The organism is Amycolatopsis sp. Poz14, assembly GCF_006704225.1.
In the GTDB taxonomy this organism is placed as follows: Bacteria; Actinomycetota; Actinomycetes; order Mycobacteriales; family Pseudonocardiaceae; genus Amycolatopsis; species Amycolatopsis nivea.
This window is the reverse complement of the sequence record NZ_JACLHD010000001.1, coordinates 4,141,847-4,167,710: the sequence shown is the minus strand read 5'-3', so window position 1 is coordinate 4,167,710 and position 25,864 is coordinate 4,141,847. Positions and strand designations below refer to the sequence as shown.

General features: G+C 70.6%; 23 protein-coding genes and 1 pseudogene. 19 read left to right on the top strand and 5 right to left on the bottom strand.

Features of this window, described 5'->3' with window-relative positions; all coding sequences use genetic code 11:
• Positions 1-11 precede the first annotated feature (11 nt).
• Entirely contained in the window at positions 12-383 is a 372-nt protein-coding gene (locus FKO37_RS19925) for a helix-turn-helix domain-containing protein (protein WP_037812581.1), read from the bottom strand.
• Between the two features lie 141 nt (positions 384-524).
• Here FKO37_RS19925 and FKO37_RS19920 point away from each other — a divergent pair, with 141 nt between their 5' ends.
• Genes FKO37_RS19920 through FKO37_RS19905 form a run of 4 tightly spaced genes read left to right on the top strand, consistent with a single transcriptional unit; the run spans position 525 to position 3,170 of the window.
• Positions 525-920 (top strand): hypothetical protein, encoded by a 396-nt coding sequence (locus tag FKO37_RS19920; protein ID WP_037812583.1) that lies wholly within the window; start codon positions 525-527, stop codon positions 918-920.
• Positions 917-1,090 (top strand): hypothetical protein, encoded by a 174-nt coding sequence (locus FKO37_RS19915; RefSeq protein WP_167754226.1) that lies wholly within the window; start codon positions 917-919, stop codon positions 1,088-1,090. Before FKO37_RS19920 ends, FKO37_RS19915 begins: the two co-directional genes overlap by 4 nt.
• Positions 1,091-1,140: 50 nt before the next feature.
• Positions 1,141-1,821 (top strand): response regulator transcription factor, encoded by a 681-nt coding sequence (locus FKO37_RS19910; protein WP_037812584.1) that lies wholly within the window; start codon positions 1,141-1,143, stop codon positions 1,819-1,821.
• Entirely contained in the window at positions 1,818-3,170 is a 1,353-nt protein-coding gene (locus FKO37_RS19905) for a sensor histidine kinase KdpD (RefSeq protein ID WP_238605417.1), read from the top strand. The genes FKO37_RS19910 and FKO37_RS19905 overlap by 4 nt, the downstream gene beginning before the upstream one ends.
• A gap of 134 nt (positions 3,171-3,304) precedes the next feature.
• Here the strand turns inward: FKO37_RS19905 and FKO37_RS19900 are convergent, their stop codons facing one another.
• Positions 3,305-4,531 (bottom strand): LCP family protein, encoded by a 1,227-nt coding sequence (locus FKO37_RS19900; protein WP_238605416.1) that lies wholly within the window; start codon positions 4,529-4,531, stop codon positions 3,305-3,307.
• 158 nt (positions 4,532-4,689) lie between these two features.
• On the bottom strand, positions 4,690-5,433 hold the full coding sequence (locus FKO37_RS19895; protein ID WP_037812593.1) for an SDR family NAD(P)-dependent oxidoreductase: 744 nt from the start codon (positions 5,431-5,433) through the stop codon (positions 4,690-4,692).
• A 100-nt stretch (positions 5,434-5,533) separates the two neighbouring features.
• Between FKO37_RS19895 and FKO37_RS47190 the strand changes: the two genes are divergently transcribed.
• From FKO37_RS47190 to FKO37_RS19880, 3 genes are read left to right on the top strand one after another with little or no spacing between them, the layout of a single operon-like run.
• A complete protein-coding gene (locus tag FKO37_RS47190; protein WP_238605415.1) occupies positions 5,534-6,142 on the top strand; it encodes a TetR family transcriptional regulator in 609 nt (202 codons plus the stop codon).
• Between the two features lie 28 nt (positions 6,143-6,170).
• Positions 6,171-7,727, top strand: a complete 1,557-nt coding sequence (locus FKO37_RS19885) for an MDR family MFS transporter (protein ID WP_238605414.1) — start codon at positions 6,171-6,173, stop codon at positions 7,725-7,727.
• Between the two features lie 15 nt (positions 7,728-7,742).
• Complete coding sequence (locus FKO37_RS19880; protein ID WP_238605413.1) at positions 7,743-8,747, top strand: RNA polymerase subunit sigma-70; 1,005 nt, start codon at positions 7,743-7,745, stop codon at positions 8,745-8,747.
• Positions 8,748-8,965: 218 nt separating this feature from the next.
• Here the strand turns inward: FKO37_RS19880 and FKO37_RS19875 are convergent, their stop codons facing one another.
• A complete protein-coding gene (locus FKO37_RS19875; RefSeq protein ID WP_037812602.1) occupies positions 8,966-9,235 on the bottom strand; it encodes a WhiB family transcriptional regulator in 270 nt (89 codons plus the stop codon).
• A 422-nt stretch (positions 9,236-9,657) separates the two neighbouring features.
• On the opposite strand from FKO37_RS19875, the pseudogene FKO37_RS47560 reads away from it, so the two are divergent.
• Both FKO37_RS47560 and shbA read left to right on the top strand, forming a co-directional pair.
• Positions 9,658-10,092: pseudogene (locus tag FKO37_RS47560) on the top strand (RNA polymerase sigma factor); the annotation flags it as partial.
• Between the two features lie 51 nt (positions 10,093-10,143).
• Complete coding sequence (shbA, locus tag FKO37_RS19865; RefSeq protein ID WP_238608294.1) at positions 10,144-10,824, top strand: RNA polymerase sigma factor ShbA; 681 nt, start codon at positions 10,144-10,146, stop codon at positions 10,822-10,824.
• Here the strand turns inward: shbA and FKO37_RS19860 are convergent.
• Complete coding sequence (locus FKO37_RS19860; RefSeq protein ID WP_037812605.1) at positions 10,801-11,664, bottom strand: LysR substrate-binding domain-containing protein; 864 nt, start codon at positions 11,662-11,664, stop codon at positions 10,801-10,803. The two genes, shbA and FKO37_RS19860, sit on opposite strands and share 24 nt — an antisense overlap.
• A gap of 100 nt (positions 11,665-11,764) precedes the next feature.
• Between FKO37_RS19860 and FKO37_RS19855 the strand changes: the two genes are divergently transcribed.
• The 10 genes from FKO37_RS19855 (at position 11,765) to FKO37_RS19810 (ending at position 25,856) form a co-directional block, all read left to right on the top strand.
• Positions 11,765-12,790, top strand: a complete 1,026-nt coding sequence (locus FKO37_RS19855) for a bile acid:sodium symporter family protein (protein WP_199817628.1) — start codon at positions 11,765-11,767, stop codon at positions 12,788-12,790.
• A gap of 40 nt (positions 12,791-12,830) precedes the next feature.
• Positions 12,831-13,511, top strand: coding sequence for an SAVMC3_10250 family protein (locus FKO37_RS19850; RefSeq protein WP_238605412.1), 681 nt, complete (start codon positions 12,831-12,833; stop codon positions 13,509-13,511).
• 182 nt (positions 13,512-13,693) lie between these two features.
• Positions 13,694-14,242, top strand: a complete 549-nt coding sequence (locus FKO37_RS19845) for a DUF1062 domain-containing protein (RefSeq protein ID WP_238605411.1) — start codon at positions 13,694-13,696, stop codon at positions 14,240-14,242.
• 556 nt (positions 14,243-14,798) lie between these two features.
• Entirely contained in the window at positions 14,799-15,137 is a 339-nt protein-coding gene (locus tag FKO37_RS19840) for a WXG100 family type VII secretion target (RefSeq protein WP_037812610.1), read from the top strand.
• Between the two features lie 30 nt (positions 15,138-15,167).
• Entirely contained in the window at positions 15,168-15,467 is a 300-nt protein-coding gene (locus tag FKO37_RS19835) for a WXG100 family type VII secretion target (RefSeq protein ID WP_037812613.1), read from the top strand.
• 46 nt (positions 15,468-15,513) lie between these two features.
• Positions 15,514-16,065, top strand: a complete 552-nt coding sequence (locus FKO37_RS19830) for a WXG100 family type VII secretion target (protein WP_037812616.1) — start codon at positions 15,514-15,516, stop codon at positions 16,063-16,065.
• Positions 16,066-16,110: 45 nt separating this feature from the next.
• Complete coding sequence (locus tag FKO37_RS19825) at positions 16,111-20,214, top strand: WXG100 family type VII secretion target (RefSeq protein WP_238605410.1); 4,104 nt, start codon at positions 16,111-16,113, stop codon at positions 20,212-20,214.
• A complete protein-coding gene (gene eccCa, locus FKO37_RS19820) occupies positions 20,211-24,224 on the top strand; it encodes a type VII secretion protein EccCa (RefSeq protein WP_238605409.1) in 4,014 nt (1,337 codons plus the stop codon). Before FKO37_RS19825 ends, eccCa begins: the two co-directional genes overlap by 4 nt.
• Positions 24,221-25,606: a type VII secretion integral membrane protein EccD gene (gene eccD / locus FKO37_RS19815; RefSeq protein ID WP_238605408.1), complete on the top strand. Its 1,386-nt coding sequence runs from the start codon at positions 24,221-24,223 to the stop codon at positions 25,604-25,606. Before eccCa ends, eccD begins: the two co-directional genes overlap by 4 nt.
• A 16-nt stretch (positions 25,607-25,622) precedes the next feature.
• Positions 25,623-25,856 carry a type VII secretion protein EccB gene (locus FKO37_RS19810; RefSeq protein WP_037812626.1) on the top strand — a complete coding sequence of 78 codons (234 nt, stop codon included), beginning with the start codon at positions 25,623-25,625 and terminating at the stop codon, positions 25,854-25,856.
• Positions 25,857-25,864 lie beyond the last annotated feature (8 nt).

Genomic DNA, 25,864 nt, shown 5'->3' with positions numbered 1-25,864 from the left:
CGGCCAGCCGCTCACGAAGCAGTAGCGGCGTTCTCCGCGTCGTAAGCCGCTCGCGCGGCCGTCACCTGGTCCATGTTCTGGCGGGCCCAGCGGTCCAGCAGGTCCAGCGGTTCGGCGAGGTTGCGGCCCAGCTGGGTGAGCTCGTACTCGACCTTCGGCGGGATCACCGGGTACGCGGTGCGGATCAGGATGCCGTCGCGGACCAGGCTGCGCAGGGTCTGAGTGAGGACCTTCTGCGAGATCCCGTCGACGCGCTTGCCGATCTCGGTGAACCGCAGCGGGCCGTCGGTCAGGGCGCCGACGATCAGCACCGTCCACTGGTCGCCGATGCGGTCGAGCAGCTGGCGCGTCGGGCAGTCGCGGTCGTACGGGTTTCCGAGCACGGCGGCCTCCTCACTCTCCGCAAGAGAGTAACACTCCCCCGGGCCGGCAGGCTTTACCGAACCCGAACATTCGTCCCACACCCCTCGTACACCCGCGCGCGACGGTGGTCTCCAGAACACCGACGCAGGAGGACGAGAACGATGCGAGGAACGAAGCGGCTGGCACTGGCGGGCTGCGGGATCGCGGCCGGACTGCTCGTGGCCGCGCCGATCGCCAGCGCCGACACGCAGGCGCCGGCCCCGGCTCCGGTCACGCTGAGCCCGCAGGAGGTGCAGCAGATGTGCACGGCCTGGGTGCCGAAACTGCACAAACAGGCCCAGAACCTGACCAACCGGATCAACGGCGGGCCGGAGGTTTCCGGGTCGGTCGCGAATCTCAAGGCACGCGCGAACGACGCCCGCACGAAGGGGCACACCGCGCAGGCCGACCGGCTGCAGAAGCGGGCGGACAAGCGGCAGAGCCGGATCGGGGAGCTGGCGAACGCGACGAAGCAGCTCGACGCGTTCACCGCGGCGCACTGCCAGGCGCCGAAGTGAAACGGCTGATCGCGATCGCCGCCGCGGCCGCTGTCGTCGGGCTCGGCTGCGTTGCGTGCGACGACAGTTCGGCGCCGTCGTCGGGGGCGGCGCCGGACGGCGACCTGAGCAGCATCCAGTCCACGCTGGACTCGATCCAGTCCGACATGGCGGGCGACGGGCAGCGGTGACCCGCGTACCGTTTCCCCCGACGTAGCCGGCCGGAGGAACGGGAGCCCGCATGGGGTCAGCTGGCCGCGGTCTCGTCCTCGTCGTGGAGGACGAGACCGCGATCGCCGAGCTCGCCGCGCTGTACCTGCGGCGCGACGGGTTCGGGGTGGAGGTCGAGCCGGACGGCGCGAAGGCGCTCGAGGCGATCCGCCGGCTGCGGCCGGTCGCCGTGGTGCTCGACATTGGACTGTCCGGAATGGACGGCATCGAGATCTGCCGGGCGCTGCGCGCGGCGGGCGACTGGACGCCGGTGCTGTTCGTGACCGCCCGCGACGACGAGCTGGATCGCTTGCTGGGCCTCGAAATCGGCGCGGACGACTATCTCACCAAACCGTTCAGCCCTCGCGAACTCGCCGCCCGCGTGCGGACTGTGCTGCGCCGCGCGTCCGGCGGTCCGGCCACGACACTGGCTTGCGGCGGCGTGCGCATCGACGTTCCCGGCCGTCGCGCTTGGGCAGGCGAGGCGGAGGTCACGCTCACCTCCACGGAGTTCGATCTGCTCGCGTACCTGCTGCGCCACCCCGGCCAGGTGCTGTCGCGCGATCAGCTCCTCAGCGCGGTCTGGGGCTACGCCGCGGCGGCCGGTACCCGCACGGTGGACGTGCATGTCGCGCAGCTGCGGGCAAAACTAGGCGACGACAGTCCTATTCGGACAGTCCGGGGAATCGGCTACGCGGCGGACGCCGGATGAAAACCACGCTCGCGCTCCGGATCACCGTGGTGTGCCTGGCAGTCGCCGGGATCGCGGTGCTCGTGGCCGGGCTGGTCGCGTCCCGGCTGGTCCGCAGCACCGCCGATTCGGTGCTGCAGCAGTCGTTGCGGGATCAGGCGGACGTCGTCGCCGGACAGCTCGACGGCACCAGCATCGGCAACCGGCTCGCGATCGGCAAAGTGGCCGCGGTCGTGCGGGGGCAGGGCATCGAGGTCGTCGTGCACCGGGTCAGCGGCCAGAATTCCGGGCAGGCGACGGCGGTGCGCGCGGCGGAACGGGCCGGGCTCACGTCCGGAAAGGACCGTTCGACGCGGGTCACGATCGGCAATGTCGACTACCTCGTGGAGGTGCGCCCGGTCGGCCCGGAAGTCGCGTTCGCGCTCGTGCAGCCGGTGCGCAGCGCCGAATCCACGCAACATGCGTTGCTGCGCAACATCCTTCTGGCATTGGGCATCGGGCTTTTGGTCGCCGCCATCGCCGGATACGTCTCCGGTCGCTTGCTCGGCCGCCCCCTGCGCCGCGCGGCCGCCGCCGCGGGCAGCCTCAGCGCGGGCCGGCGCGACGTCCGGGTTCCGGTCGAAGGCCCAGCCGAGGTCGCGCAGGTCGCGGGCTCGTTGAACGAGCTCGCCGACGCGCTGGCCCGCAGCGAATCCCGGCAACGGGAGTTCCTATTGTCGGTGTCGCACGAACTTCGCACCCCGTTGACCGCGGTGACCGGTTTCGCCGAGGCGATCGCCGACGGAGTCGCGGAAGGCCCGGACGCCCGCCGCGCCGGCGAGACGATCCACCGCGAGGCCCAACGCCTGGAGCGGCTCGTGTCCGACCTCCTGGAACTCGCCCGCCTCGGCGCCGACGAATTCCAGCTCGACCTCGACGTTTTCGACTTCGCCGCGCTGGTCCGGGACTGCGCGGAGGTGTGGCAGCTGCGGTGCGCGCGCTCGGACGTCCCGCTGACCGTCCAGACGCCTCCGGGAGCCGCGATGGTCACCGCCGACGCCCGGCGGCTGCACCAGGTCGTGGACGGGCTGGCGGAGAACGCCCTGCGCGTCACGCCCGCGGGTGCGCCGATGGTGTTCGCCCTGGCGGTCGCGGACGGCCACGCCCACCTGTCGGTCCGCGACGGCGGGCCGGGGCTGGCGCCGGAGGACTACCCGGTCGCTTTCGAGCGCGGCGTGCTCAATGCGCGGTACCGCGACAGCCGCCCGGTCGGGTCCGGCATCGGGCTCGCGCTGGCGCACGGGCTGGTGACGCGGATGGGCGGGACGCTCACGGCCGGACCGGCGCCCGAAGGTGGGGCCGCATTTACGATCACGCTGCCATTGGCTTAGTTCACGCACCAGCAGGCCGCCGCCATCTTCGGCTGCGCTGCGTTCACCATCACGCTGCCGCTGGCCTAATTCACGCACCAGCAGGCCGCCGCCATCTTCGGCTGCGCTGCGTTCACCATCACCCTGCCACTGACCTAATTCACGCACCCGCTGGCAGCCGTCATCTTCGGCTGCGCCGGGGTGCCCGCCGGAGGGGTCGGCGTCGTGGTCTCCGCGATCGGCCGCACCACCCCGCCGCTCGATGACGGGTGGACGGTGCCCGGGTCGGAGGTTCCTCCGGATGCCGCGGCGTCCGGCGAGCTGATCTGCGTATGCACGAATTGCCGCACCTGCGCCGGATCCACCTTCACCGCGTCGCCGTCGGACGGGGTGGCCAGCGACAGGCTCTGCACCGGGATCGTGCCGAAGGAGATCGCGCCCGAGCTGAGGCCGTGCAGTTGCTGGGCGAAGCTCAGCAGGTTCCAGCCGTGGTCGAGCGTGACCGAACCTTCCAAAGCGTCCACCAGGGACGAAAGCCGCGCCGGATCGGCGAAGGTGCCGGAGCCGAGGACGGTTTTCGCCATCGCCGACATGAACGCCTGCTGCCGCGCGATCCGGTCCAGGTCGCCGTTGGGCAGGCCGTGCCGCTGCCGGACGAAGGCGAGCGCTTGCGTACCGGAAATGGTCTGCGTCCCGGCGGGGAAATCCGCGCCGGAGAAGGAATCGTGCACCGGGGCCTTCAGGCACACCTGCACCCCGCCGACCGCCTGGCTCAGCGCGGCGAATCCGGAGAGGTTGACCGCCGCGTAATGATTGATGGTGAGCCCGGTGAGTTTCTGCACCGCGGCGATCGCCGATTTCGCCCCGGCGGCGTCCGCGGCGACTTCCAGTTCCGGGCCGCTCATTCCTTGCTGCGCAAGCTTTCCGCGCTGATCGGCCCGCGCGCGACTGTACGCCGAATTGATCTTGTGCTTGCCGTATCCTGGAATGTCCACATAGGAATCACGGGGGATCGAGATCGCGGTGGCCGCCGCGCCGCCGACCGGGACGTGCACCACGATCATCGTGTCGGTGGTGTTGCCGCCGTCGTCTCCCCCGCCCGCGTGCAGCGCGTCGAGCACGTTCTGCGGCAGCGGCGTCCCGTCCGGTTTGGTGCGGGAATCGAGACCTACCAACAGAATGTTCTGCGCGACGGTGAGCGGTTCCCCGGCCGGGGTGTCCGGGACCTGCGCGGACGGGGCGATGACGTCCGCGGTGACGAGGCTGGTGTCCAGCCGGTGCAGTTGCGACCACGCGAATCCGGTGGCGCCCAGCACCAGGGTGGACACCACCCCCAGCACCGCACGGCCGCCGATCCGGCGGCCCCGGGACGTGATCAGCACGGCCGGTTCCTCGCTTCCCGGGGGACGGATTTCGACCCCCGCGTTCGAGGATCACCGCGTTAGCTGGGAATAGCCTGAGAAACCTGTCGCGAACATGTGATGCTGCCCGTTCGGCGGAGCGCCCGGCGACAGCCGGTATCCCTTCGGGCACCGGGAGTTCAGCGCGGCATGCGCCGCCACACCGCACGCGGCACGAACCGCATCGCGGCGAACACCAAGCGCAACATGCCGGGCACCCACACGACTTCCCGGCGGCGGCGCAAGGCGGCGACAGTCGCGTCGGCCACCTGATCGGCGGTGCTGGAGAACGGCGCGGGAGACATTCCTTCGGTCATCCGGCCGATCACGAAGCCCGGGCGCACGAGGAGCAGGTGGACGCCGGTGCCGTGCAGCGCGTCGGACAGTCCCGAGGCGAACCCGTCGAGGCCCGCTTTCGCCGAGCCGTACACGTAGTTCGCCCGCCGCACGCGAATCCCGGCGACCGACGAGAAGACGACCAGATTTCCGGAACCCTGAGTGCGCAACAGTTCCGCCGTGTGAGTGAGTACGGACACCTGTGCGACGTAATCGGTGTGCACGATCGCGGTGGCGTGCGCGGCGTCGGTCTCGGCGCGGGCTTGGTCGCCGAGGATGCCGAACGCCAGCACGACCGTCTCGAGCGGTCCGTGCTCCTTGATGACGCGCTCGAGCAGCGGACGGTGCGCGGAGAGGTCGTCGGCGTCGAAGTCCTCGGTCGCGACAGTCTCCGCGCCCGCTTCGCGCAGGGCGGCGGTCTGCTCGCTGAGGTCCGCGCCCGGTCGCGCGGCCAGCACGAACCGCTTCGCTCCCCCGCGCGCCAGCCGGACGGCCACCGCCGTCCCGATCTCGCTGCGTCCGCCTAGTACCAGCACCGTTCCGCTCACGGTGGGTGAGTCTGCCAGCCCGCTCCCCGGGCAGCACGAGGTGCCCTGATTCACAAACTGCAACTTTGCAGACTCTGCAAGATCTGGCTACGCTGATCAAGTGCCCTCCCCCGGACTTCGCGAGCGCAAGAAGCTCGAAACCCATCGCACGATCGCTCTCGCGGCGCTTCGGCTGATCGACGAGCGTGGTCTGGACCAGGTCACCGTCGACGACATCGCCGCCGAGGCGGGCGTGTCCGCGCGCACGTTCTTCAACTACTTCCCGGTCAAGGAAGACGCCGTGCTGCTCGCGTACGCCGACCACGCGGAGCGGGCAGAGCAGACGATCGCCCGGTTCCTCGCGCAGCCGGACGGGATCGACGCGTTTCCCGCGTTCGTCGCGACCGTCCGGGAAGACCTCGCCGACATCGAGCGGGACCGCGACGAGTGGCTGACCCGGCTGCGGATCATCCACGGCGACCCGTCGCTGCTCATCCGCGCGACGACGCTCAACTCCGGCTCGCGCGATCCGATGATCGCGGCCATCGCCCAGCGCTCCGGCACCGACGCGGAGAAGGACCTGTTCCCGTCGCTGCTGCTGGCCGTGGCGGGCGGAGTGCTCAACACCTCGCTCAGCCGGTGGGCCGCCCGCGACGGCGCCCAGCCGCTGCTCGAGATCTTCGACGAGGCCGCCGCCGCCGCTGCCGCCGGCCTGCCCGACCCGCGCTGACCCCTCCCGAGTCCGGAAAGGACTGTCCATGTCCGTGTCCACCGCGGAATCTCCCGCGCCTTCCCCGGCGATGAGCCACCGGCAAGTGCTGCAGGCGATGTCCGGCCTGATGATGGGCATTTTCGTCGCCATCCTCGCGTCCACTGTGGTCGCGAACGCGCTGCCGCGGATCGTGTCCGAGCTGGGCGGCAGCCAGTCGTCCTACACCTGGGTCGTCACCACCGAACTGCTCGCGATGACCGCGACCGTCCCGCTGTGGGGCAAGCTTTCCGATCTGTACAACAAGAAACTGCTGATCCAGCTCTCGCTCGGGCTGTTCGTGGTCGGGTCGCTGGTGGCCGGGTTCGCGCAGAACATCGACGTGCTGATCCTCAGCCGGATCGCCCAGGGCATCGGCGGCGGCGGGCTCACCGCGCTCGCCCAGGTGATCATGGCGGCCATCGTTTCGCCGCGCGAGCTGGGCAAGTTCTCCGGCGTCTTCGGCGCGGTCTTCGCGGTCGGCACGGTCGCCGGACCGCTGATCGGCGGCGTGCTCGTGGACACCTCGTGGCTCGGCTGGCGCTGGTGCTTCTTCCTCGGCGTGCCGTTCGCGCTCGCCGCGATCCTGTTGCTGCAGCGCACCCTGGACCTGCCGACCCTGCGCCGCGAGGTGCACGTCGACTACCTCGGCGCGTTCCTGATCATGCTCGGCGTTTCGACGCTGCTGGTGTGGTCGTCGCTGGCCGGCTCGACCTTCGCATGGGGCTCCTGGCAGACCGCGGTGCTCGTGCCCGCCGGCGTGCTCGTGCTGGTGCTCGCGGTGTGGGTCGAGTCGAAGGTGCGCGAACCGGTCGTGCCGCTGAAGCTGTTCCGCAACCGCACGGTCACGCTCGCCACCGTCGCGAGCTTCCTGGTCGGCGTCGCGATGTTCGGCGGCACCGTGTTCCTGTCGCAGTATTTCCAGCTGGCGCTCGGCAAATCGCCGACGGTGGCCGGGCTGATGAGCCTGCCGATGATCTTCGGCCTGCTGGTTTCGTCCACGGTGTCCGGCCAGCTGATCAGCCGCACCGGCAAGTGGAAGCCGTTCCTGCTGCTCGGCTCGGTGCTGATGGCGGCCGGGCTGGGCCTGCTCGGGCTGATCGACGCGCACACCTCGCTGGTGGAGCTGAGCCTGTTCATGCTGGTGCTCGGCGTCGGCGTGGGCATGCTCAACCAGAACCTGGTGCTGGTGACGCAGAACGACGTGCCCGCCGCCGACCTCGGCGCGGCGACCTCGACGCTGTCGTTCTTCCGCAGCCTCGGCGGGTCGATCGGCGTGAGCGCGCTCGGCGCGGTGCTGGCCAGCCGGGTCGGCACGCTCATCGCCGACGGGCTCGGGCCCGCCGCGTCCGCCGGGTCCGGCAGCGGCGGGAAGGTGCCCGACCTGGCGCAGCTGCCCGCCCCGGTCGTGACCGTGATCCGGGAGGCCTACGGGGTCGCGACCAGCGACCTGTTCCTGATCAGCGCGCCGATCGCGCTGCTCGTGGTGGTCGCGGTCGCGTTCCTGAAGCACCTGCCGCTCAAGACGAAGAGCGGGCTGGAACGGCTGGCGGACGAGGCCGCCTGAGCTACCGTTGCCCGGGTGACCAGCGACGAGGAGTTCGGCGCCCTGATCGAACGGCACCGGCGCGAGATCCGCGTGCACTGCTACCGGATGAGCGGTTCGTTCGAGGAGGCCGAGGACCTCACGCAGGAGGCGTTTCTCCGGGCCTGGAAAGGCCGCTCCGGCTTCGCCGGGCGGGCGAGCGTGCGGACGTGGCTGTACCGGATCGCCACGAACGTCTGCCTCGACGCGCTCGCCCGGCGGCCGCGGCGGGTGCTGCCGGACGAACTGGGCCCGGCGGCCGACCCGGCGGGCGAGATCTCCGCGCTCGACGTGCCGTGGCTGAGCCCGTTCCCCGATCTGCTGCTCGACCCCGCGGCGCCGGACGACACCGGCGCCGCGGTCGTCGAACGGGAAACCATCGAACTGGCGTTCCTCGCCGCCATCCAGTTGCTCCCGCCGCGGCAGCGGGCCGCGCTGATCCTGCGCGACGTGCTCGATTGGTCCGCAAAGGACACTGCCGACCTGCTGGGCACTTCGGTGGCCTCGGCGAACAGCGCGCTGCAACGGGGCCGGGAGACGTTGCGCGCCAAGCTCCCCGCCCGGCGCGCCGAGTGGTCCGCTCCGGACAGCACGACCGCCGAGGAAACGGCGCTGCTGCGGAAGTTCATCGCCGCCTACGAATCGGCGGACGTGCAGGCGGTGGCCGCGGTGCTCAGCGAGGACGCGCGTGCGGTGATGCCGCCGTACTCGTTGTGGTTCGACAGCCGCGATCGGATTCTCGGCGCGCTCGGACCGAGTTTCGATCCGCGGTCGCCGTACTACCGGGGCAGTTTCCGGATGGCGCCGGTGCGCGCGAACCGGCAGCCCGCGGTCGCGACTTATCTGCGCCGGCCCGGCGAATCGGTTTATCGCGCTTTCGGCGTCAGCGTCCTCACCGTGCGAAACGGACTGGTCACGGCGATGGCCGCGTTCGAAACGGCGGTATTGGCACCCTATGGACTCGCCGAAACGTTCGAAGAATGCCGTGCCGATGATTGCTGATCCGGCCACAGCCACGGCGGAAACCGCTCGCCCCGAGCAGATCGGCGGCGGACCGTGTCCGCCTTCTTCCGGCCGGATCAGCAAAAACGCCCGGGCGGCGATCGCAAGTGCTGCGATCGCCGCCCGGGCGCAACCACCGAGTTCCGGGCTTTGCGGCCGGTCGTGGTGGGGGAAACTGCTGGCGCCCTCGCCGCCGGGAAATGGTCACCGGCTCGCGGTCAGGCGACTCGATGCCGTGCGGCGGCGGAGCCGGTTCGCACCAGCTTCCGGCGCTCCAGCTCGGTAGTTCCCCCGAAGATCCCGTTGCCGAGACCGTTGTCGAGAGCATAGGAAAGGCATTCCGCGCGGACCGGGCATCGCGCGCAGACCGCCTTGGCCTTCGCGACCTGCTGCGCCCCCGGACCCATGTCGGAAATCGGGAAGAACAGTTCCGGGTCCTCGTCCTGGCACGCCGCGCGGGCGAGCCAGCTGGTGGCCGTGAGTTCCATTGTTGCTTTTCACCTCCTGTCCTCATTGTCGAACCGTGGTCAACCGACTTCTCCGCGCGCACGGGCACGCCATGCCTTCGGAGGGTGTTCGGTGGGCTTTTCGGCCGAACCGCCCCGGGCCGCGAAGGACCCGGCGGACGACCGGCTTTCCAAGTTACCACCGATCACCGCCCGCGCGCGAAATTTCGATTCAGCTCACATCGCGGACGCGGTTGGCGGCGGACGTGCTACGGCCCCCGCGCCGGGCGCTCTCCGGGTCCGGAGAGTCCGGGTTTTCCTTTTCCGCGCACCGTTTCCCCCTTCCGCCGCGTCCGAGGCCGGCCTGCCCGTCCGACCCAGGTACCCGCCCGCCCCGGGGTTAACCACATTTCCGTGACCGGATCGTTACATCCCACGGGCGCGCCACCGCACCTGTTCGACAAGTGCGGGATCGGAAGGGGGTGCGCGTGGCGGGGTTCGACGGCTTCTTCCGGGGCGAATTCCCTCGCCTCGTGGCGTTCCTGTGCGCGGGCGGGCTCGGCCCGGCCACCGCGCGCGAGGTGGCGGTGGAGGCGTTCGTCCAGGAAACCGGGACGTGGCCGCCGCCGGGCGACCCGCGCGTCGCGGTGCGGCTGACCGCCGTCCGGCTCGCCGCCGAGCAGACGTGGTTCGACGGCGGCGCGCCGTCCGCGGACCCGCCGGGCGACCGGCTGACCTCGGTCGTGGAGCGGAACGCGCGCGGGGTCGAACTGCTTTCGACGCTGCCGGAAACCCAGCGCACGGTGCTGACCTGGTCGCTCAACGGGTTTTCGCCCGCCGCGATCGCCTCCGCGCTCGGCATGGCGGGCACCACAGTCCGCTCGAATCTGCGGCACGCGCGGGAACGGCTGAAGCACCGGCTCGGCCTGGCCGGGCGCGAGGAGGCGCTGATGACCGAGCTGCGCGAAGCCGAAGCCGCACTGGTCAACGCGCTGCGCTCGGCGCTCGACGTCGAAGAAGCGTTGACCCGGGTGAAAACCGAAGGGACCGCCTTGGCCGCGCCGCGCGTCCCGGCCGGCCGGTTCGGCTTCGACGGCCCGGTGCGTGCGGCGGTCGAGGGCGATCCGGACGCGGCGCAGGACCTGCTCGCCGCGGTGCAGCCGTTGATCGTGCGCTATTGCCGGGCCCGGCTCGGCGGTGCCGACGCATATTCCTCCGCGGACGACGTGGCACAGGAAGTCTGCCTCGCGTTGCTGTCCGCGTTGCCCGGTTACCGGCATCAGGGGCGGCCGTTTCTGGCTTTCGTTTACGGGATCGCGCAGCACAAAGTGGCGGACGCGCACCGGGCGCACGCGCGCAACCGGACCGAAACGGTGGCCGAGATGCCGGAGGCGGTCGATCTGGCCGACGGGCCGGAGGAACGGGCGCTGCGCGCGGAGCTGAACCGGCAGCTGGCTCGGCTGCTGCAGTTGCTGCCGGAGCGACAGCGGGAGATTGTGTTGCTGCGCATAGTAGTCGGGCTCTCTGCCGACGAAGCGGCCGAAGCGGTCGACTCCACCCCAGGCGCGGTACGGGTGGCGCAACACCGTGCGCTGCTGCGGCTCCGCTCAGCTCTCGAACGACGCCGCTGACCCGATCCGCGCCACCACGAACTCCGCCAGCGCCGCCACCGGGCCCTCGCTGCCGTCTCGCGACAACAGGATGAAATCGACGTCGCCCGGATCCGGCAGGCCGAGTTCGGCGGGCAATTCGACCAGGTCGGACGGCACCAGGCTCCGCGCGTGCACGGTGATCCCGAGCCCGGCGGCCGCCGCCGCGCGCAGGCCGGTCAGGCTCGAGGTCTGGCAGGCCGCCCGCCATTCCAGCCCGGCGCGCTCCAGCGTTTCCACCGCCAGCTGCCGGGTGACCGACGGCATCGGGTACTGCACGAGCGGCACCGGGTGGCCGGGCGTGAGGTCCGTCGCCGCCGAGCCGATCCACACCAGGGGTTCGCGGCGCAGCAGCCGCCCCGGGCCGGGCGCGCCCGGGCGGCGTTTGCCGAGCACCAGGTCGAGGCGGCCGTCGGCGATCCGGCGGGCGAGCACATCGGACAGTTCCACGTGCAGTTCGACGTCCACCAGCGGATGGCTTTCCCGCAGCCGCCGCAGGATGTCCGGCAGCTCGCCGAGCGCGAAGTCCTCCGACACCCCGAACCGGACCCGGCCGCGCACCTGCGCGCCGCGGAAATGCCGGGCCGCGCGGTCCTCGGTGTCCACAATGGTCTGCGCGAACCCGAGCATCGCCTGCCCGCGCGCGGTCAGGTCGACCGCGTGCGTGTCCCGGGCGAACAGCAATCCGCCCGCCTCGGACTCGAGCCGCCGGATGTGCTGGCTGATTGTGGGCTGCCCCACACCGAGACGCCTCGCCGCCGCCGTGAAGCTGCGAGTTTCCGCCACGGCAAGGAAAGAACGGCACAACCGCGGATCCAGCATGCGTCACATCTTATCGGCTTTCACAATGACAGTCAGTACGGTCATCGGGGTTCCGAATGACCGTCGGCGACGGGAGAATGACCGGGAAAGGAGATCCACCGTGCTCGCTTCGTTCGCCCGCCCCGTCTCGGCTTTGCTCGCCAAGCTGCGGATCGACCCGTTCATCGCCCTGATCCTCGTCACCGTCGGCATCGCCTCGCTGCTGCCCGCCTCCGGCGCGGTCGCGACCGGATTCGGCGTGGTGACGAAGATCGCGGTCGGTCTGCTGTTTTTCCTTTACGGCGCAAGGCTTTCCAGCCAGGAAGCGGTCGAGGGGATGCGGCACTGGCGGTTGCACGTCACGGTGCTCTGCGCCACTTTCGTGCTATTTCCGTTGCTGGGGCTCGCCGCGTCGTTCCTCTCCCCCGGCCTGCTGACCTCGCCGCTGTACACCGGCGTGCTGTTCCTCTGCCTGCTTCCGTCGACCGTCCAGTCGTCGATCGCGTTCACCTCGATCGCGAAGGGCAACGTCGCGGCGGCGATCTGCAGCGCGTCGCTGTCCAATCTGCTCGGCATCGTGCTGACGCCGCTGCTCGTCGCGCTGCTGCTAGCCACCGACGGCCCGGGCGTGAGCGGTTCGGCGGTGCTGGACATCGTGCTGCAGCTGCTGGTGCCGTTCGTCGCCGGGCAGCTGGCGCGCCGCTGGATCGGCGGGTGGGTGCAGCGGCATTCCGCGCCGCTCAAGATCGTCGACCGCGGTTCGATCCTGCTGGTGGTCTACACCGCGTTCAGCGAAGGGATGACCGAGGGCATCTGGCACCAGCTGGACGTCGGCCCGCTGCTGGCGCTGGTCGCGGTCTGCTGCGTGCTGCTGGCGGCGGTGCTCGCCGCGACGAGCGGCGGCGCGCGGCTGCTCGGGTTCGCCCGCGCGGACCGGATCACGATCATGTTCTGCGGGTCGAAGAAGAGCCTGGCGAGCGGCCTGCCGATGGCGACGGTGCTGTTCGGGCACGCCGAGGTCGGGTTGATCGTGCTGCCGCTGATGCTGTTCCACCAGATTCAGCTGATCGTGTGCGCGGCGATGGCGCGCCGGTACGCCCGGCAGGAGGCCGCGCAGGAGCCGGGGGAACTGGCCGCGGTCGGCTGACGTTGACCGGGCGCCTCCGGGCCCGCCAGGATCGGTCCCCATGCGGGAACTGGTGTACGTCTCCGAGGCCAAGCTCAGCCAGTTCGAGAGCCAGGGGCTGAACAAGCACCTGGCCCGGGCGTCGGAGGTCGCCGGGAAGGTCCCGGGCGTCGAGCTTCGCGTGAACCTGTCCGGCCGGGCCGCCCATCCGGGGCTCGACCGGGCGGTCCGGAAGATCGGGACCTCCGCGCGGTGGTACACCGACGACGAGCTGGTCCCCGGGCAATGGGTGCAGTTCGAGGCGCGGCTGAACTACCGCGTCGTGCACGGCGGAAGCCACGGCGGACAGTCCGCCGCGCTGCTCTTCTGGGAGCCCGCGAACGGCGACGAGCCCCGGCTGCTCCTGCACGGTTCGCCGGAGCATCTGGTCGGCACGCGCAAGACCCCGCCCGCCGAAACGATCGGGCTGCCGATCTCGCACAGCGGCGGGATGGCGGATTTCCTCGACGAGCTGACCGGGAAGTCGTTCTCGCAGGCGCTGCACTTCCTGCTCGGGGACCTGGACCGCCGTACGCCGCCCGAGCTGGCGGGCTGGATGGCGGGGTACGCGCGCCTGACGGCTGATCTGGCCGTCACGAACACCCCGGCCCATTTCACCCGGGAGGAACGCACTCCGCCGACCCGGGTGGTGCTGGCCAGTCCGCTGTATGTCGAGTACACGAGCGCGCCGGAGCCGGGCTGACGGGAAATCCGGTGGAGCCGCGCCCGCGTCCGCGGCTACTGTCGCCCGACCAGTGTCGGCTAGGCGAGGACGTGCCGTTGTACATCGCGTGAGGCATCCCAAGCTCTGATCCCGTCGCGCGCCGCGCTTGAGCGTCGCGCTTCTTCGTGCTGCGGAATTCTCACTGGAATCGGTGTACTCCTGTGCTCTTTCACTGGACAGTCCTGCCCACTTGCCTGCCGCTCGTCCGGCGGCGCTGCCATACGTGCTCGTCCGGGCTTTTCCGGGCGGACGGCAAGTTCCGGGTCAACGCCAACCACAAACTCGTCGACGCCTGGCTCCTCGTGCTCTGCACCGGTTGCGGGGAAACGGCGAAACTCACCGTGTTCGAACGGGCGAAGGTGCGCTCGGTCCGGCCGGATCTGCTGGACCGCTTGCACCACAACGATCCCGGCCTCGCCGCCGAACTGCTCCAGGACCCGGTCCTGCGACGGCGCAACCGCGTCGCGCTCGACTGGGAGGGTGCCTGGCGGCTCGACACGGGTGGTCCGGACCACTTGGACCAGGACGCGATCGACGTCTCGGTCGGCTTCGCGGCCCGGATTCCGGTCCGCCCGGCTCGGCTCATCGCCGAGGGCTGCCGTCTGCCCCGGGCTGAGGTCGAGCGGTTGCTCGCCGAGGGGAAGGTCGTATCGGGAGTCCGGCTGAGCGGCAAGCTCTCCGGCGACTTCGCCTTCACGCTCAAGTACTGACCGCCGTGCGGGGAACCCTGATTCTCGCGGGTTCCCCGCACGGAAGGGTCGGCGACGTCCGTCCACAACGGACATCGCAAGTCCGCCCGCGATTTCCGCTCGCATGAGCGCGAACCGCGAACGCGGGCAGCAGCCAGTGCCTGAACGGGCAATCCGCGGCGGCCCCGCACCTCCAGGGGCCCTTCGCGGCTGATCGCGGAGGCGGCGTCCGTCCACAGAGGACCGCGCAAGTCCACTCGCGATTCCCGCTCGCATGAGCGCGAACGGCGAACCAGGGCAACGGCGGTGCCTGAACGGGCAATCGCGCGTAACCAGGTCCCGCGGAAAGCGTTGCCGCCGCCCGCGCCCCCCGGGTGGAGGAGCCCCTTGCCCCGCCGTCCGCGCACTGGTGTTCAGAAGGGAACAACGCGGCGACAACCCGTAGACCGGCGCTTACCGTAAGTCCGCAGTCTCCCCGTGCTCTGTCGTATCGGCCGAACGAAGGGCATCCGCGGCGACATCGGCGGTCTGGCATGCCAGTCCGTCATATCCGGAGAACCCGACCAGAGGAGAAAGCATGGCTTCGCAGGACGGCGCCCGCGTCGACACCAGCGTCATGCGCAAGGGCGCGCAGACGATCAGCGACACCGGGCAGAACATCACCGGGGTGAACCAGAAGGTCGACGGCACCATGCAGACGCTGTTCGGCACCTGGCGGTCGGACTCGGCGAACGTGTTCAACCAGGCGATGGGCCAGTTCGACCAGACGGTCCGCAAGATCGTGCAGAAGCTGGACGAGCTCGCGCAGAACGTGCAGACCTCGGCGAGCGAGTACGACAGCCGGGACTCGGACAACACCTCCACCGCCCACAACGCCGCGACGGTCATCGGCGGCGGCGGTCTGCAGGGCTTCTGATCCCCTTCCTTCCCACGAAAGGACATTCCCATGGCTTTGGGCCAGTTCCAGATCAGTTTCGCCACCATGCAGGACACCGTCGGGCAGGCGAAGCAGCAGTCCAACCAGATCACCGAGCTGCTGGACCAGATGAAGGCCGTCATCGAGGGCCAGCGCGAAAACTGGACCGGTGTCGCGGCGGACATGTTCCACGAGACCTACAACTACTGCCACCAGGCGGCGCTCACGCTGCCGCAGGCGCTCGACGCCGCCGCGCAGACCCTCGGCCAGATCAACGAGGGCACCTCCAACACCGAGGGCAACAACGCCAAGCGGTTCGCCGCCAACTGACGCCGCCCGCCTCGCCGCAACTGACCAGAAAGGAGGGTGAACGGCCATGGTCGCGCCAGGTGACACGAACTACGGGATGAACAACGATTCGCACACCCATCAGAAGACCTCGGACGACGGGAAGTTCCACAGTCCGGGCGACCAGACCCCGCCGGACGTGAAGAACGAGTGGATCCCGCCGGGCGACGTCGGCAAGCCGCCGCCGGTGCCGGGCGGTTCCGAGCATCCGGGCCGAGGCGTCACCGCGGTCAACACCGAGGCGATGCGCACGTTCGCGAAGAACATGCAGGCGCTCGCGGACGGGCCGCTGAAGGACCTGCCGGCGAAACTCGACGGCATCCAGCTCAAGCCCGGCGTGTTCCTGACGGCGCAGAGCAAGATCTTCACGCCGATCCAGGGCACGAACGCGCTGCGGGACACCACCCGCACGGCGATCCACGACCTCTGCAAGGCGCTCGACGAGGTCGCGGACGCGGTGAACAAGGCCTCGAAGGCGTACGACAACGCCGACGAGGTCAACAAGATGTCCGCCGACGACTACAACCAGTACTTCAACACCGTCAGCGGGCACATCACCGGCGCCGGTCAGAAACCCTGACCGGACGGGCGGCGGTCTCTCCGGGTTCGAAGCGATCGAGGGAAGATGGCGGACGACAACAACACCCACGGGTTCACCTCGGACGACAACGGGGTCTGGCCCGACACCACGCAGACCGGCAACCAGAACACCACTGGTGACCCGTCGAAGGATTTCGACGGCCTGACGTGGAAGCAGATCGAAGCGGCGATCCTCGGCGGCGGTTCGCTGTCGGGCGGCCAGGACAACCGGGACAAGGCCTACGGCAACGTCAACTGGCAGTCGCTTCAGGACGCGGCCGGGGTGTTTCAGGAGACGCAGCAGAACCTCGCGATGGTCGCTCAGTCCATTCAGGACCAGACCGCCGCCCTCGCCGGACCCGACGGTCCGTGGAAGGGCGACGCCGCGACGAAGTTCAAGGACATGATGACCGCGCTGGGCAACAAGTTCTCCGATCTGGCCGACCGGATCGGCGACGGCGGCGGGTCGAACAACGTGCCGACGAACCTCGTCAATTCCGCGGCCTATCTCAAGTGGGCGCAGGACACGATCCGCTACATCGACAGCTATTACGCCAGCCAGGTCCTCGCCCAGGGCAGCAAGTACCACCTCAGCGACGGGCGCGCGTACATCTCGCAGTTCCCCGAGGCCGTCGAGATGATGACCAACGACATGCGCAAGGTGGGCGGGCAGCTCGCGCAGAAGTACAACACCGTGCACGTCAACGCGGGCAAGACGACCCCGCCGCCGACCCCCGGCGGCGGTGACGTCAACACGCCCAAGCCTCCCCCGCCACCGCCTGCTCCGCCGCCACCGCCCACACCGCCGCCGCCTCCGCCGCCGGTGACCGCTCCTCCCCCGCCGCCGGCTTCTCCGCCGCCGCCTCCGGTGACGCAGCCGCCGCCTACCCCGAAACCGCCGCCGGTGTCCCCGCCTCCGGGCGGTGGCAACGGCACTCCGCCGCCGGTGAACAAGGCCGCGATTCCGCCGCCGCCGAACGGCGTGAACGGTCCGGGCGGGAGCGATGTGCCGCCGCCGATCAAGAACGCCATGGTGCCGCCTCCGCCCGGGGACGTGAACGGTCCCGGCGGGAACAACGTGCCGCCGCCGATCAAGAACGCTGTGGTGCCGCCTCCGCCCGGCGACCTCAACGGTCCCGGGGGCAACGGCACGCCGCCGCCGGTGAACGCTGCCTCCATTCCGCCGCCGCCCAACGGGGCCGGCGGGAACAACGTGAAGCAGCCGTCGGTCAAGCCGCCGGCCATTCCCGCGCCGCCGGGCGATTCGACGGGAGGGAACAACCTCAAGTCGCCGTCGATCCCGCCGCCGCCCGGGGCCTCGGGCAACAACCTGGGCGGGAACGTCAACCCGCCTTCGATCCCGGCACCGCCGGGCAGCTCGGGCGGGTCGGGGCACGTGAACCCGCCTTCGATCCCCGCCCCGCCCGGCAGCTCGGGCGGATCCGGGCACGTCAACCCGCCTTCGATCCCCGCCCCGCCGGGCAGTTCCGGCGGATCCGGGCACGTCAACCCGCCTTCGATCCCCGCCCCGCCGGGCGATGCCGGCGGCAACCTGGCGAACAACGCGCTCAACCCGGCGCATCTGCCGCCGGGCCTCAACACCCCGCCGGGCAACCAGACGCCGGGCGGCAGCGGCATCCCGATGATGCCGCCGGGCGGCATGGGCGGCGGCGGTGGGCTGAACACGCCGTCGGCGGAACGTCCGGACTCGTCCGGGCTGCTCGGCAACATCAAGAAACCGTGGGTGAGCCCTCCCCCGGACGGCATCGGCAACCCCGACGCGCACGGCGACACGCCGCCGCTCAGCTCGGCAAAGTGGGCTCCGCCTCCTGGCGCGAGCGGAGGCGTCGGCGGACCCAGCACCAACGGCCTCGGCGACGGCGTCGGCGGCCCCGGCGACTCCGGTCCGGGCGCGATCAAGGGCCTCGGCGAGAGCGATCTGCCGAAGATGCCGGATCCGGTCAGCAACCACGAGCAGGTCCCCGGCGGCGGAACCCCGCCGATGGTCCCGCCGGGCGGAATGGGCGGCGGGAGCGGCTTGAACACGCCCTCCGCCGAACGTCCGGATTCGTCTGGATTGCTCGGCAACATCAAGAAACCGTGGGTAAGCGCTCCCCCAGACGGGATCGGCAACCCCGACGCCCACGGCGACACACCACCGCTCAGCTCAGCCGAATGGGCCCCGCCGCCTGCTGCCATCGGCGGTCCGGGCGTCAACGGTCCCGGCGGCGAGGAACCAGCCGGGCCCGGAGTGAAGGGGCTCGGCGAGAGCAACCTGCCGAAGCTGCCGGATCCGGTCAGCAACCACGAGCAGCAGCTTCCGGCTTCGGGAACGCCACCGATGGTCCCGCCGGGCGGCATGGGCGGCGGCAGCGGACTGAACACGCCCGCCGCCGAACGCCCGGACTCCTCCGGGCTGCTCGGCAACATCAAGAAACCGTGGGTAAGCGCTCCCCCGGACGGCATCGGCAACCCCGACGCACAGGGTGACACGCCTCCGCTCAGCTCGGCCGAATGGGCCCCGCCGCCAGCTGCCATCGGCGGTCCCGGCGGCGAGGAACCAGCCGGACCCGGAGTGAAGGGCCTCGGCGAAAGCAACCTGCCGGAGATGCCCGACTCCGTCAGCAACCACGAGCAAGCCCCCAGCGGCGGGACACCGCCGATGGTCCCGCCGGGCGGCGGCAGCGGTTTGAACACGCCCGCCGCGGAACGTCCGGATTCGGCTGGACTGCTCGGCAACGTGCAGGAGCCGTGGACGGCCGATCTGCCCGGCGGCGTCGGCGATCCGAGCGCGTTCGGGGAGACCCCGCCGAGCGAAGCGGCGGACTGGGCGAAGAACCAGCAGCCTCAAGGGCCTGGCATGCCGATGGTCCCGCCGGGCGGTGCCGGTGGTGGAGCGAACACGCCCGCCGAACGACCCGACTCCGCCGGGATGCTCGGTGACGTCCAAGAACCGTGGGCAGCAAGCACGCCGGTGGGCATCGGAAATCCCAGCGCACAAGGCGAAACCCCGCCCAGCACCGCAACCAGCTGGGCAAACGACCACCAACCCGCCACACCCGTGGTCGTCGGGAACCCCAGCGCCCCAAGCACCACAGCCGGTTGGGCAAACGACCAGCAACCCGGCGGCATCGGGAACCCCGGTGCCCCAAGCACCTCAGCCGACTGGGCAAACGATCGGCAACCCGGCGGCGTCGGCAATCCCAGCGCCCCGAGCACGGCCGACTGGGCGAAGCAAGCCCAAGGACCGGGCACGCCGATGGTCCCGCCCGGCAATGCGGGCAGCGGAGCGAACACGCCTGCCGCCGAACGGCCCGACTCCGCCGGACTCCTCGGCGACGTCCGGCAACCCTGGACGCCAGCCGCACCGGTCGGCATCGGAAACCCCAGTGCACAAGGCGAAACCCCGCCCAGCACCGCAACCAGCTGGGCAAACGACCAGCAACCCGCCACACCCGTCGGCATCGCGAACCCCAGCGCCCCCAGCACCTCCGCCGACTGGGCAAACAACTGGCAACCCGGCGGCGTCGGGAACCCCAGCGCCCCGAGCACCACAGCCGACGGGGCGAACCAAACCCCGGGAGCCGCCATCCCGGTAGTCCCGCTGAACACCCCAGGCAACAGCACAAAGCCCCCAGCCGAACGTCCCGACACGGCCGAAATGCTGAGCGAGGCCCCGCAATCCTGGCTGCCGCAGTCCACTGTGGACACTCCGGCGAACACCGGCTGGGGAACCGCAGCAAACACCGAAGAGGAGAGCGTGCGGATCGCTGTGGTCCAACCCCTCGACCACGAGGACATCTCCGCCTGGGACGTAGGCACCGCCGACTTCCTCCCCGCTCTCCTGCCGGTCACCACGCCGGCAGAGGACCGGGCCGAGGAGATCACCACCGACCACGTCCAGCGCACCGACGAACCGTGGCGGCCCGACGAAGCGCTCGGAACCTACCAGCGGGTCCGCGGCGGACCGGCCGAAATCCTGCCTGACGAGCTGCCCACCTGCGGCGACGCACCAGAACCCCTGGAGCCCGAAGCGGACGCGGCAGAAGAAGAGACCGAGGAAGAAGAGGAACGCACCATGGCCGACCTGCTCCGGCAGGACGATTCAGCCTGGGGCAGGCATCGCAGCTCTCCGGGGGTGCTCGAATGAGCACGGAAACCGTCAAGCGGGGCCCGCGCGCGGCGGGTCCGGAAATGCCCGAAGGACAGGAAGAACTGCAGGAACCGCCCGTCATGGCGGAACCGGCGGCGCGCGATTTCAACTCGCTGCTGATGATGCTGCCGATGGCCATCGGGTCGCTGGTGATGGTGCTGGCGTTCTCCGGGGTCGCGGGCAGTTCGCCGTTCACCTACGTGATCGGCGGCGGCATGGGCGTGTCCATGATCGCGATGAGCCTCGGGCAGCTGTCCCGCGCGGCCGCCGAGCGCAAGCGCAAAATGCAGGCCGAGCGGCGGGACTACCTTCGCTACATCGGGCAGGTCCGCGAGCGGGCCCGTTCGACCGCCGAGGACCAGCGACACGCGGTGGCGTGGAACAACCCGTCCCCGGATTCGCTGTGGTCGCTCGCGATGGGGCCGCGGCTGTGGGAGCGCCGGATCAGCCATGAGGACTTCGCGCGGGTGCGGATCGGGCTCGGCACGCAGCAGTCGGCGCTCGAACTGGTGCCGCCGGTGACCAAGCCGATCGAGGACCTCGAACCGCTGTCGGCGATCTCGCTGCGCCGGTTCACCGAGACCTACCGCACGCTGTCGGGCATCCCGACCGCGGTGGGGCTGCGCAGCTTCACCAGCGTCGAGTTCGACGGCGATCCGGACGCGGCCGTCGGGCTGGTCCGGGCGATGCTCGCGCAACTGGTCGCCTTCCACTCGCCGGACGAGCTGCGGCTCGCGGTGCTCACCACGGAAGCCGCGCAGGCGCAGTGGGACTGGGTGAAGTGGTTGCCGCACAACAACCATCCGACCCTGCGCGACGCGGCGGGCCCGCTCCGGCTGCTCGCCGCCGACCACGACGAGCTGATGGACCTCCTCGGCCCGGACGTCGCCGACCGCGACGACCACGACAAGACCGTCGGGCCGACGACGACCGAACCGTTCGTGGTGGTCGTCGCGCATCTGGCGACGATCCCGGAGTCCTCGCGGCTGGTCGGCGCGGGACTGCGCAACGTCGTGCTGCTCGACGTCACCGGCACGCTCCCGGGCGGCCCCAAGGTCCTGCGGCTGACCACCAAGGACGATCTGGTGGAGTTCCCGGCGGGAAGCGGCGTCGGATCGGCGACCCGCGACGAGCTGTCGGTAACCCAGGTCGAGGGCCTCGCCCGGCTGCTCGCTCCGAAAAGGACCAGCGGCACGCTGGAGATCGCCGATCAGCCGTTGGAAAGCGATTTCGGGCTGACCGCGTTGCTGGGCATCAAGGACGTGCACACCTTCGACATCCCGGGCCAGTGGCGGCCGAGGTCGGCGCAGCGGGCCCGGATGTCGGTGCCGATCGGCGTGACCGAGGACGGCGAGATCGTCGAGCTGGACCTGAAGGAATCCGCTCAGGGCGGGATGGGCCCGCACGGGATGCTGATCGGCGCGACCGGTTCGGGCAAATCGGAGCTGCTGCGCACGCTGGTGCTCGGGCTGGCCGCGACGCATTCGTCGGAGATCCTCAACTTCGTGCTCGTCGACTTCAAGGGCGGCGCGACGTTCCTCGGCATGGACCGGCTGCCGCACACCTCGGCGACGATCACCAACCTCGCCGACGAACTGCCGCTGGTCGACCGCATGCAGGACTCGCTCAACGGCGAAATGGTGCGGCGGCAGGAACAACTGCGCGCGAGCGGCTACCCGTCGCTCTACGAATACGAAAAGGCGCGCGCGGCCGGCGAACAGCTGGCTCCGATGCCGACGCTGTTCCTGGTGGTCGACGAGTTCTCCGAACTGCTGAGCGCCAAGCCGGAGTTCATGGAGCTGTTCGTCTCGGTCGGACGGCTGGGCCGCAGCCTCGGAGTGCACCTGCTGCTCGCCTCGCAGCGGCTGGACGAGGGTCGCATCCACCGCGTCGAAGGCCACCTGTCGTACCGGATCGCGCTGCGCACCTTCTCCTCGATGGAGTCCCGCAGCGTGATCGGCGCGGGCAGCGCCTACGAGCTGCCGCCGGAACCGGGCAACGGCTACCTGAAGATCGACACCACGAACCTGGTGCGGTTCAAGGCCGCTTACGTCTCCGGTCCGGTCCCCGCGGGCAACGGCGAAACGCACGTGGACGCCGCGCGCGTGAGCCGCGAGGTCGTCCCGTTCCGCACCGAGGCCCGGCCCGCCAAGCTGATCATCCGCGACGACGAACCGGAACCCGCCGAGAAACAGTCCGATGTGGACGCTCTCGAAGCCGCCGTGCCGGGCGGGCCGACGCTCGCCGACGCGTTCATCGACCGGCTGACCGGCGCGGGCCCGGCAGCGCGCCAGGTGTGGCTGCCGCCGCTGGCCGAATCGCCGAGCCTGGACTCGCTGCTGCCGAGCGTCACGCCGGACCCGGTGCGCGGCATGGCCGTCGCCGACCCGGCGCACTGGGGCAAGCTCCGGGTGCCGATGGGGATGATCGACCGGCCGTTCGAGCAGGTCCGCGAACTGCTGACGGCGGACCTGTCGTCGGCGGCCGGGCACGTAGCGGTGGTCGGCGGGCCGAAGACCGGCAAGTCGACGCTGCTGCGCACGCTCGTGCTGGCGCTGGCGATGACGCACACCCCGCAGGAGGTCCAGTTCTACGGGCTGGACTTCGGCGGCGGCGGGATCATGTCGCTGTCCGGGCTGCCGCACGTCGGTTCGGTCGCCACCCGGCTCGAACGCGACCGCGTCGTCCGGACCATCGAGGAAATCTCGCAGGTCATGGAAGGCCGCGAGACGCTGTTCTCCGAGCACGGCATCGAATCCATGGACGCTTACCGCGCGTTGCGCCGCAAGGGCCAGATCGAGGATCCGTTCGGCGACGTGTTCCTGGTGGTCGACGGCTGGTACAGCCTCAAGAACGACTACAGCGACCTGGAGCAGAAGATCGGCGAGCTGGCCTCGCGCGGCCTGTCGTTCGGCGTGCACGTGGTGATCGGCGCGACCCGCTGGTCGGAGATCCGGCCGTACCTGCGCGACCTGCTGCAGACGCGGTTCGAGCTGCGGCTCGGCGATCCGATGGAGTCGGAAATCGGCTCCCGCAAGGCGAAAACGGTGCCGAACCAGCCGGGCCGCGGCCTGACCCCGGACGGACTCCATTTCCTGGCCGGGCTGCCGCGGATGGACGGCAGCGGGAACACCGACGACCTCGCCGCGGCGGCCAAGGCGGTCGCCGAGGAGGTCCACCTGTTCTGGCCGGGCGCGCCGGCCCCGGCGGTGCGGCTGCTGCCCGCGAAACTGCCGATGGCCCAGCTGCCCGCGCCGGACGGCGACCTGCGGATCGCGCTCGGCCAGGACGAGCAGCGGCTGCTGCCGGTGTGGCACGATTTCGCGGCCACTCCGCACCTGCTTGCCTTCGGCGACAACGAAACCGGCAAGACCAACCTGCTGCGGGTCGTCCTGCGGTCGGTCCTGACGCGCTACTCGCCGAGCGAGGCGAAGATCGTGCTGGCCGACCCGAGCCGCCAGCTCGACGCCGAAGTGCCCGAGGCCTACCGCGTCGGGTACGCGACCACCACCGAGGCACTGCAGGAATTGGCGCAGCAGGCCAGCGTTTCGCTCACTCCGCGGGTGCCGGACCAGACCATCACCGCGGACCGGCTCAAGCGCCGCGACTGGTGGACCGGTCCCCGGTTGTTCTTCGTGGTCGACGACTACCAACTGCTGACCAGCGGCATGGGCTCGCCGCTGGAACCGCTGTTGTCCTTGCTGTCGCAGGGTTCCTACATCGGGTTCCACCTGATCCTCAGCCGCAGCACCTCGGGCGCGATGCGGGCGCTGAGCGACTCGGTGGTCCGCCGGATCTGGGAGCTCGGCAGCCCGGGCGTGGTGTTCTCCTACCCCAAGGAGGAGGGCAAATTCCTCGGCGAGGCGGCGCCGCGCCCGCTGCCCGCCGGACGCGCGCAGCTGGTCACCCGCCGCGGCGTGAAGCTCGTGCAGACCGCGATCGCGGAAGAAGAACGGGCCGGCGAGGGCTGGTCCCCGCTCGCGACGACCGAAGGAGGCGTGCGATGACCGCGTCGACCGGCGAACTGTGCCGGATCACCGTGTACGGGCCGCAAGGCAGGGCCGATCTGGCGGTGCCGATGTCCGTCCCGCTGACCAGCCTGCTGCCGGTGCTGCTGGAGCACACCGGCGGCCGCGACGACCTCGGCGAGGCCTGGGTGCTGCAGCGGCTCGGCGAGGAACCGCTCGACGCGTCCGGCACGCCGGAGTCGCTGGACTGGAAGGAGGGCGAGGAATTCCACCTGCGCCCTCGCGCGGATCCGTTGCCGGAACTGGACTTCGACGACATCGCGGACGGCATGGCCACCGCGGTGAGCCGCCATCCCGGCCGCTGGCGCCCGGAATTCAACCGCGGCCTGTTCCTCGGGTTCGCGATCTTCTCCCTCGTCGTGCTGGCCAAAGTGCTGCTTTACCCGGGTTCGTCCGGGCTGAGCGCGATCGGCGGCGGCGTGGTGTCGCTCGGGCTGCTCGTCGCGGCCGTGGCGACCGGGGTGCGTTCGGACGACAAGGCGCTGCTGGCCCTGCTCGGGCTCGGCGGGTGCGGGTTCGCGTTCCTCGCGGGCGCGGTCGCGGTGGCCGGGCTCGAGCCGGCGTTCGACCTCCAAGGCACGCCGATCCTGACCGGTTGCCTGGCCTTCGCGCTGGCCGGCGGTCTGGTGCTCGGCGGACGGGCCGCCTGGTCGCACGCCATCCCGTTCGTGCCGTTCGGCGCGGTGGTCGCGACCGGGCTGGCCGGGGCGATCTCGCTGTGGCTGCACCTCGGCGCCGGGTTCACCACCGAGCAGGCGGCCGGCCTGGTGTCGTTCGTGCTGGTCGGGCTGATGGTGTTCGCGCCGCGGATCGGCATCCGGTTCGCGCGCATCCGCGGTCCGCAGCTGCCGCGTTCGGCCGGCGAACTGCAGTACGACATCGAGCCGATGCCGGCCGCGCAGATGGTGCACCAGACCGGGTACGCCGACGGCTACCTCACCATCGCCTGCCTCGCCGCCACGGCCGTTTTCGTCGGCTGCTTCCCGTTCCTGGTCGGCCACGGACTGTTCCCCGCCCTTCTCGGCGGGCTGGTGTCCGCGGCGGTGCTGATGCGGTCGCGGGCGCTGCTCGGCGTGTGGCAGCGGGTTCCGCTCGCCGTCGCCGGCGCGATCGGCCTGGTGCTGCTCGGGCTGGCGCTGATCCAGCCGCTGCCCGCGCAGTGGCGGGGCGCCTGCCTCGCCGGGCTGTGCCTGGTGTTCTTCCTGCTCCTGCTGGCGATGCTGCGCCCGCCGCCGCGGCGGCTGCTGCCGATCTGGGGGCATCTGGCGAACTGGCTGGAAACGCTGAGCGCGGTGGCGATGATCCCGATCCTGCTGCAGCTGTTCGGCGTCTACGCGTGGGCTGTCGGGCTCACCGAATAAGCGAAGGAGAGGTGCCATGGTGCAGACGCAGAAGGACCACGTCGAGGCGTATTCGTTCCTGATCGGGCGGATGACGTCGGCGCTGGTGCTCGGCGACGCGAGCCACCTCGACGTGCCCGCCCGGCGGGCCTGGGTGGGCCTGCTGGTCGGGCTCGTCCTCGGGCTGCTGATCGCGGTCGGGTTCTTCGTGTACGGGCTGATCGCGCACCACACCGGCGGGGCGGCGCCCGCCGTCGGCCGCCGAGCCTGAGCGGAAGG

What these genes read in the sequence shown, in the direction of transcription:
- FKO37_RS19920 (WP_037812583.1), top strand. Translation starts at nt 525, where the DNA reads ATGCGAGGAACGAAGCGGCTGGCACTGGCGGGCTGCGGGATCGCGGCC.
- FKO37_RS19910 (WP_037812584.1), top strand. Translation starts at nt 1,141, where the DNA reads ATGGGGTCAGCTGGCCGCGGTCTCGTCCTCGTCGTGGAGGACGAGACC.
- FKO37_RS19905 (WP_238605417.1), top strand. Translation starts at nt 1,818, where the DNA reads ATGAAAACCACGCTCGCGCTCCGGATCACCGTGGTGTGCCTGGCAGTC.
- FKO37_RS19885 (WP_238605414.1), top strand. Translation starts at nt 6,171, where the DNA reads ATGTCCGTGTCCACCGCGGAATCTCCCGCGCCTTCCCCGGCGATGAGC.
- FKO37_RS19875 (WP_037812602.1), bottom strand. Translation starts at nt 9,235, where the DNA reads ATGGAACTCACGGCCACCAGCTGGCTCGCCCGCGCGGCGTGCCAGGAC.
- shbA (WP_238608294.1), top strand. Translation starts at nt 10,144, where the DNA reads ATGACCGAGCTGCGCGAAGCCGAAGCCGCACTGGTCAACGCGCTGCGC.
- FKO37_RS19860 (WP_037812605.1), bottom strand. Translation starts at nt 11,664, where the DNA reads ATGCTGGATCCGCGGTTGTGCCGTTCTTTCCTTGCCGTGGCGGAAACT.
- FKO37_RS19850 (WP_238605412.1), top strand. Translation starts at nt 12,831, where the DNA reads ATGCGGGAACTGGTGTACGTCTCCGAGGCCAAGCTCAGCCAGTTCGAG.
- FKO37_RS19840 (WP_037812610.1), top strand. Translation starts at nt 14,799, where the DNA reads ATGGCTTCGCAGGACGGCGCCCGCGTCGACACCAGCGTCATGCGCAAG.
- FKO37_RS19835 (WP_037812613.1), top strand. Translation starts at nt 15,168, where the DNA reads ATGGCTTTGGGCCAGTTCCAGATCAGTTTCGCCACCATGCAGGACACC.
- FKO37_RS19830 (WP_037812616.1), top strand. Translation starts at nt 15,514, where the DNA reads ATGGTCGCGCCAGGTGACACGAACTACGGGATGAACAACGATTCGCAC.
- FKO37_RS19825 (WP_238605410.1), top strand. Translation starts at nt 16,111, where the DNA reads ATGGCGGACGACAACAACACCCACGGGTTCACCTCGGACGACAACGGG.
- eccCa (WP_238605409.1), top strand. Translation starts at nt 20,211, where the DNA reads ATGAGCACGGAAACCGTCAAGCGGGGCCCGCGCGCGGCGGGTCCGGAA.
- eccD (WP_238605408.1), top strand. Translation starts at nt 24,221, where the DNA reads ATGACCGCGTCGACCGGCGAACTGTGCCGGATCACCGTGTACGGGCCG.
- FKO37_RS19810 (WP_037812626.1), top strand. Translation starts at nt 25,623, where the DNA reads ATGGTGCAGACGCAGAAGGACCACGTCGAGGCGTATTCGTTCCTGATC.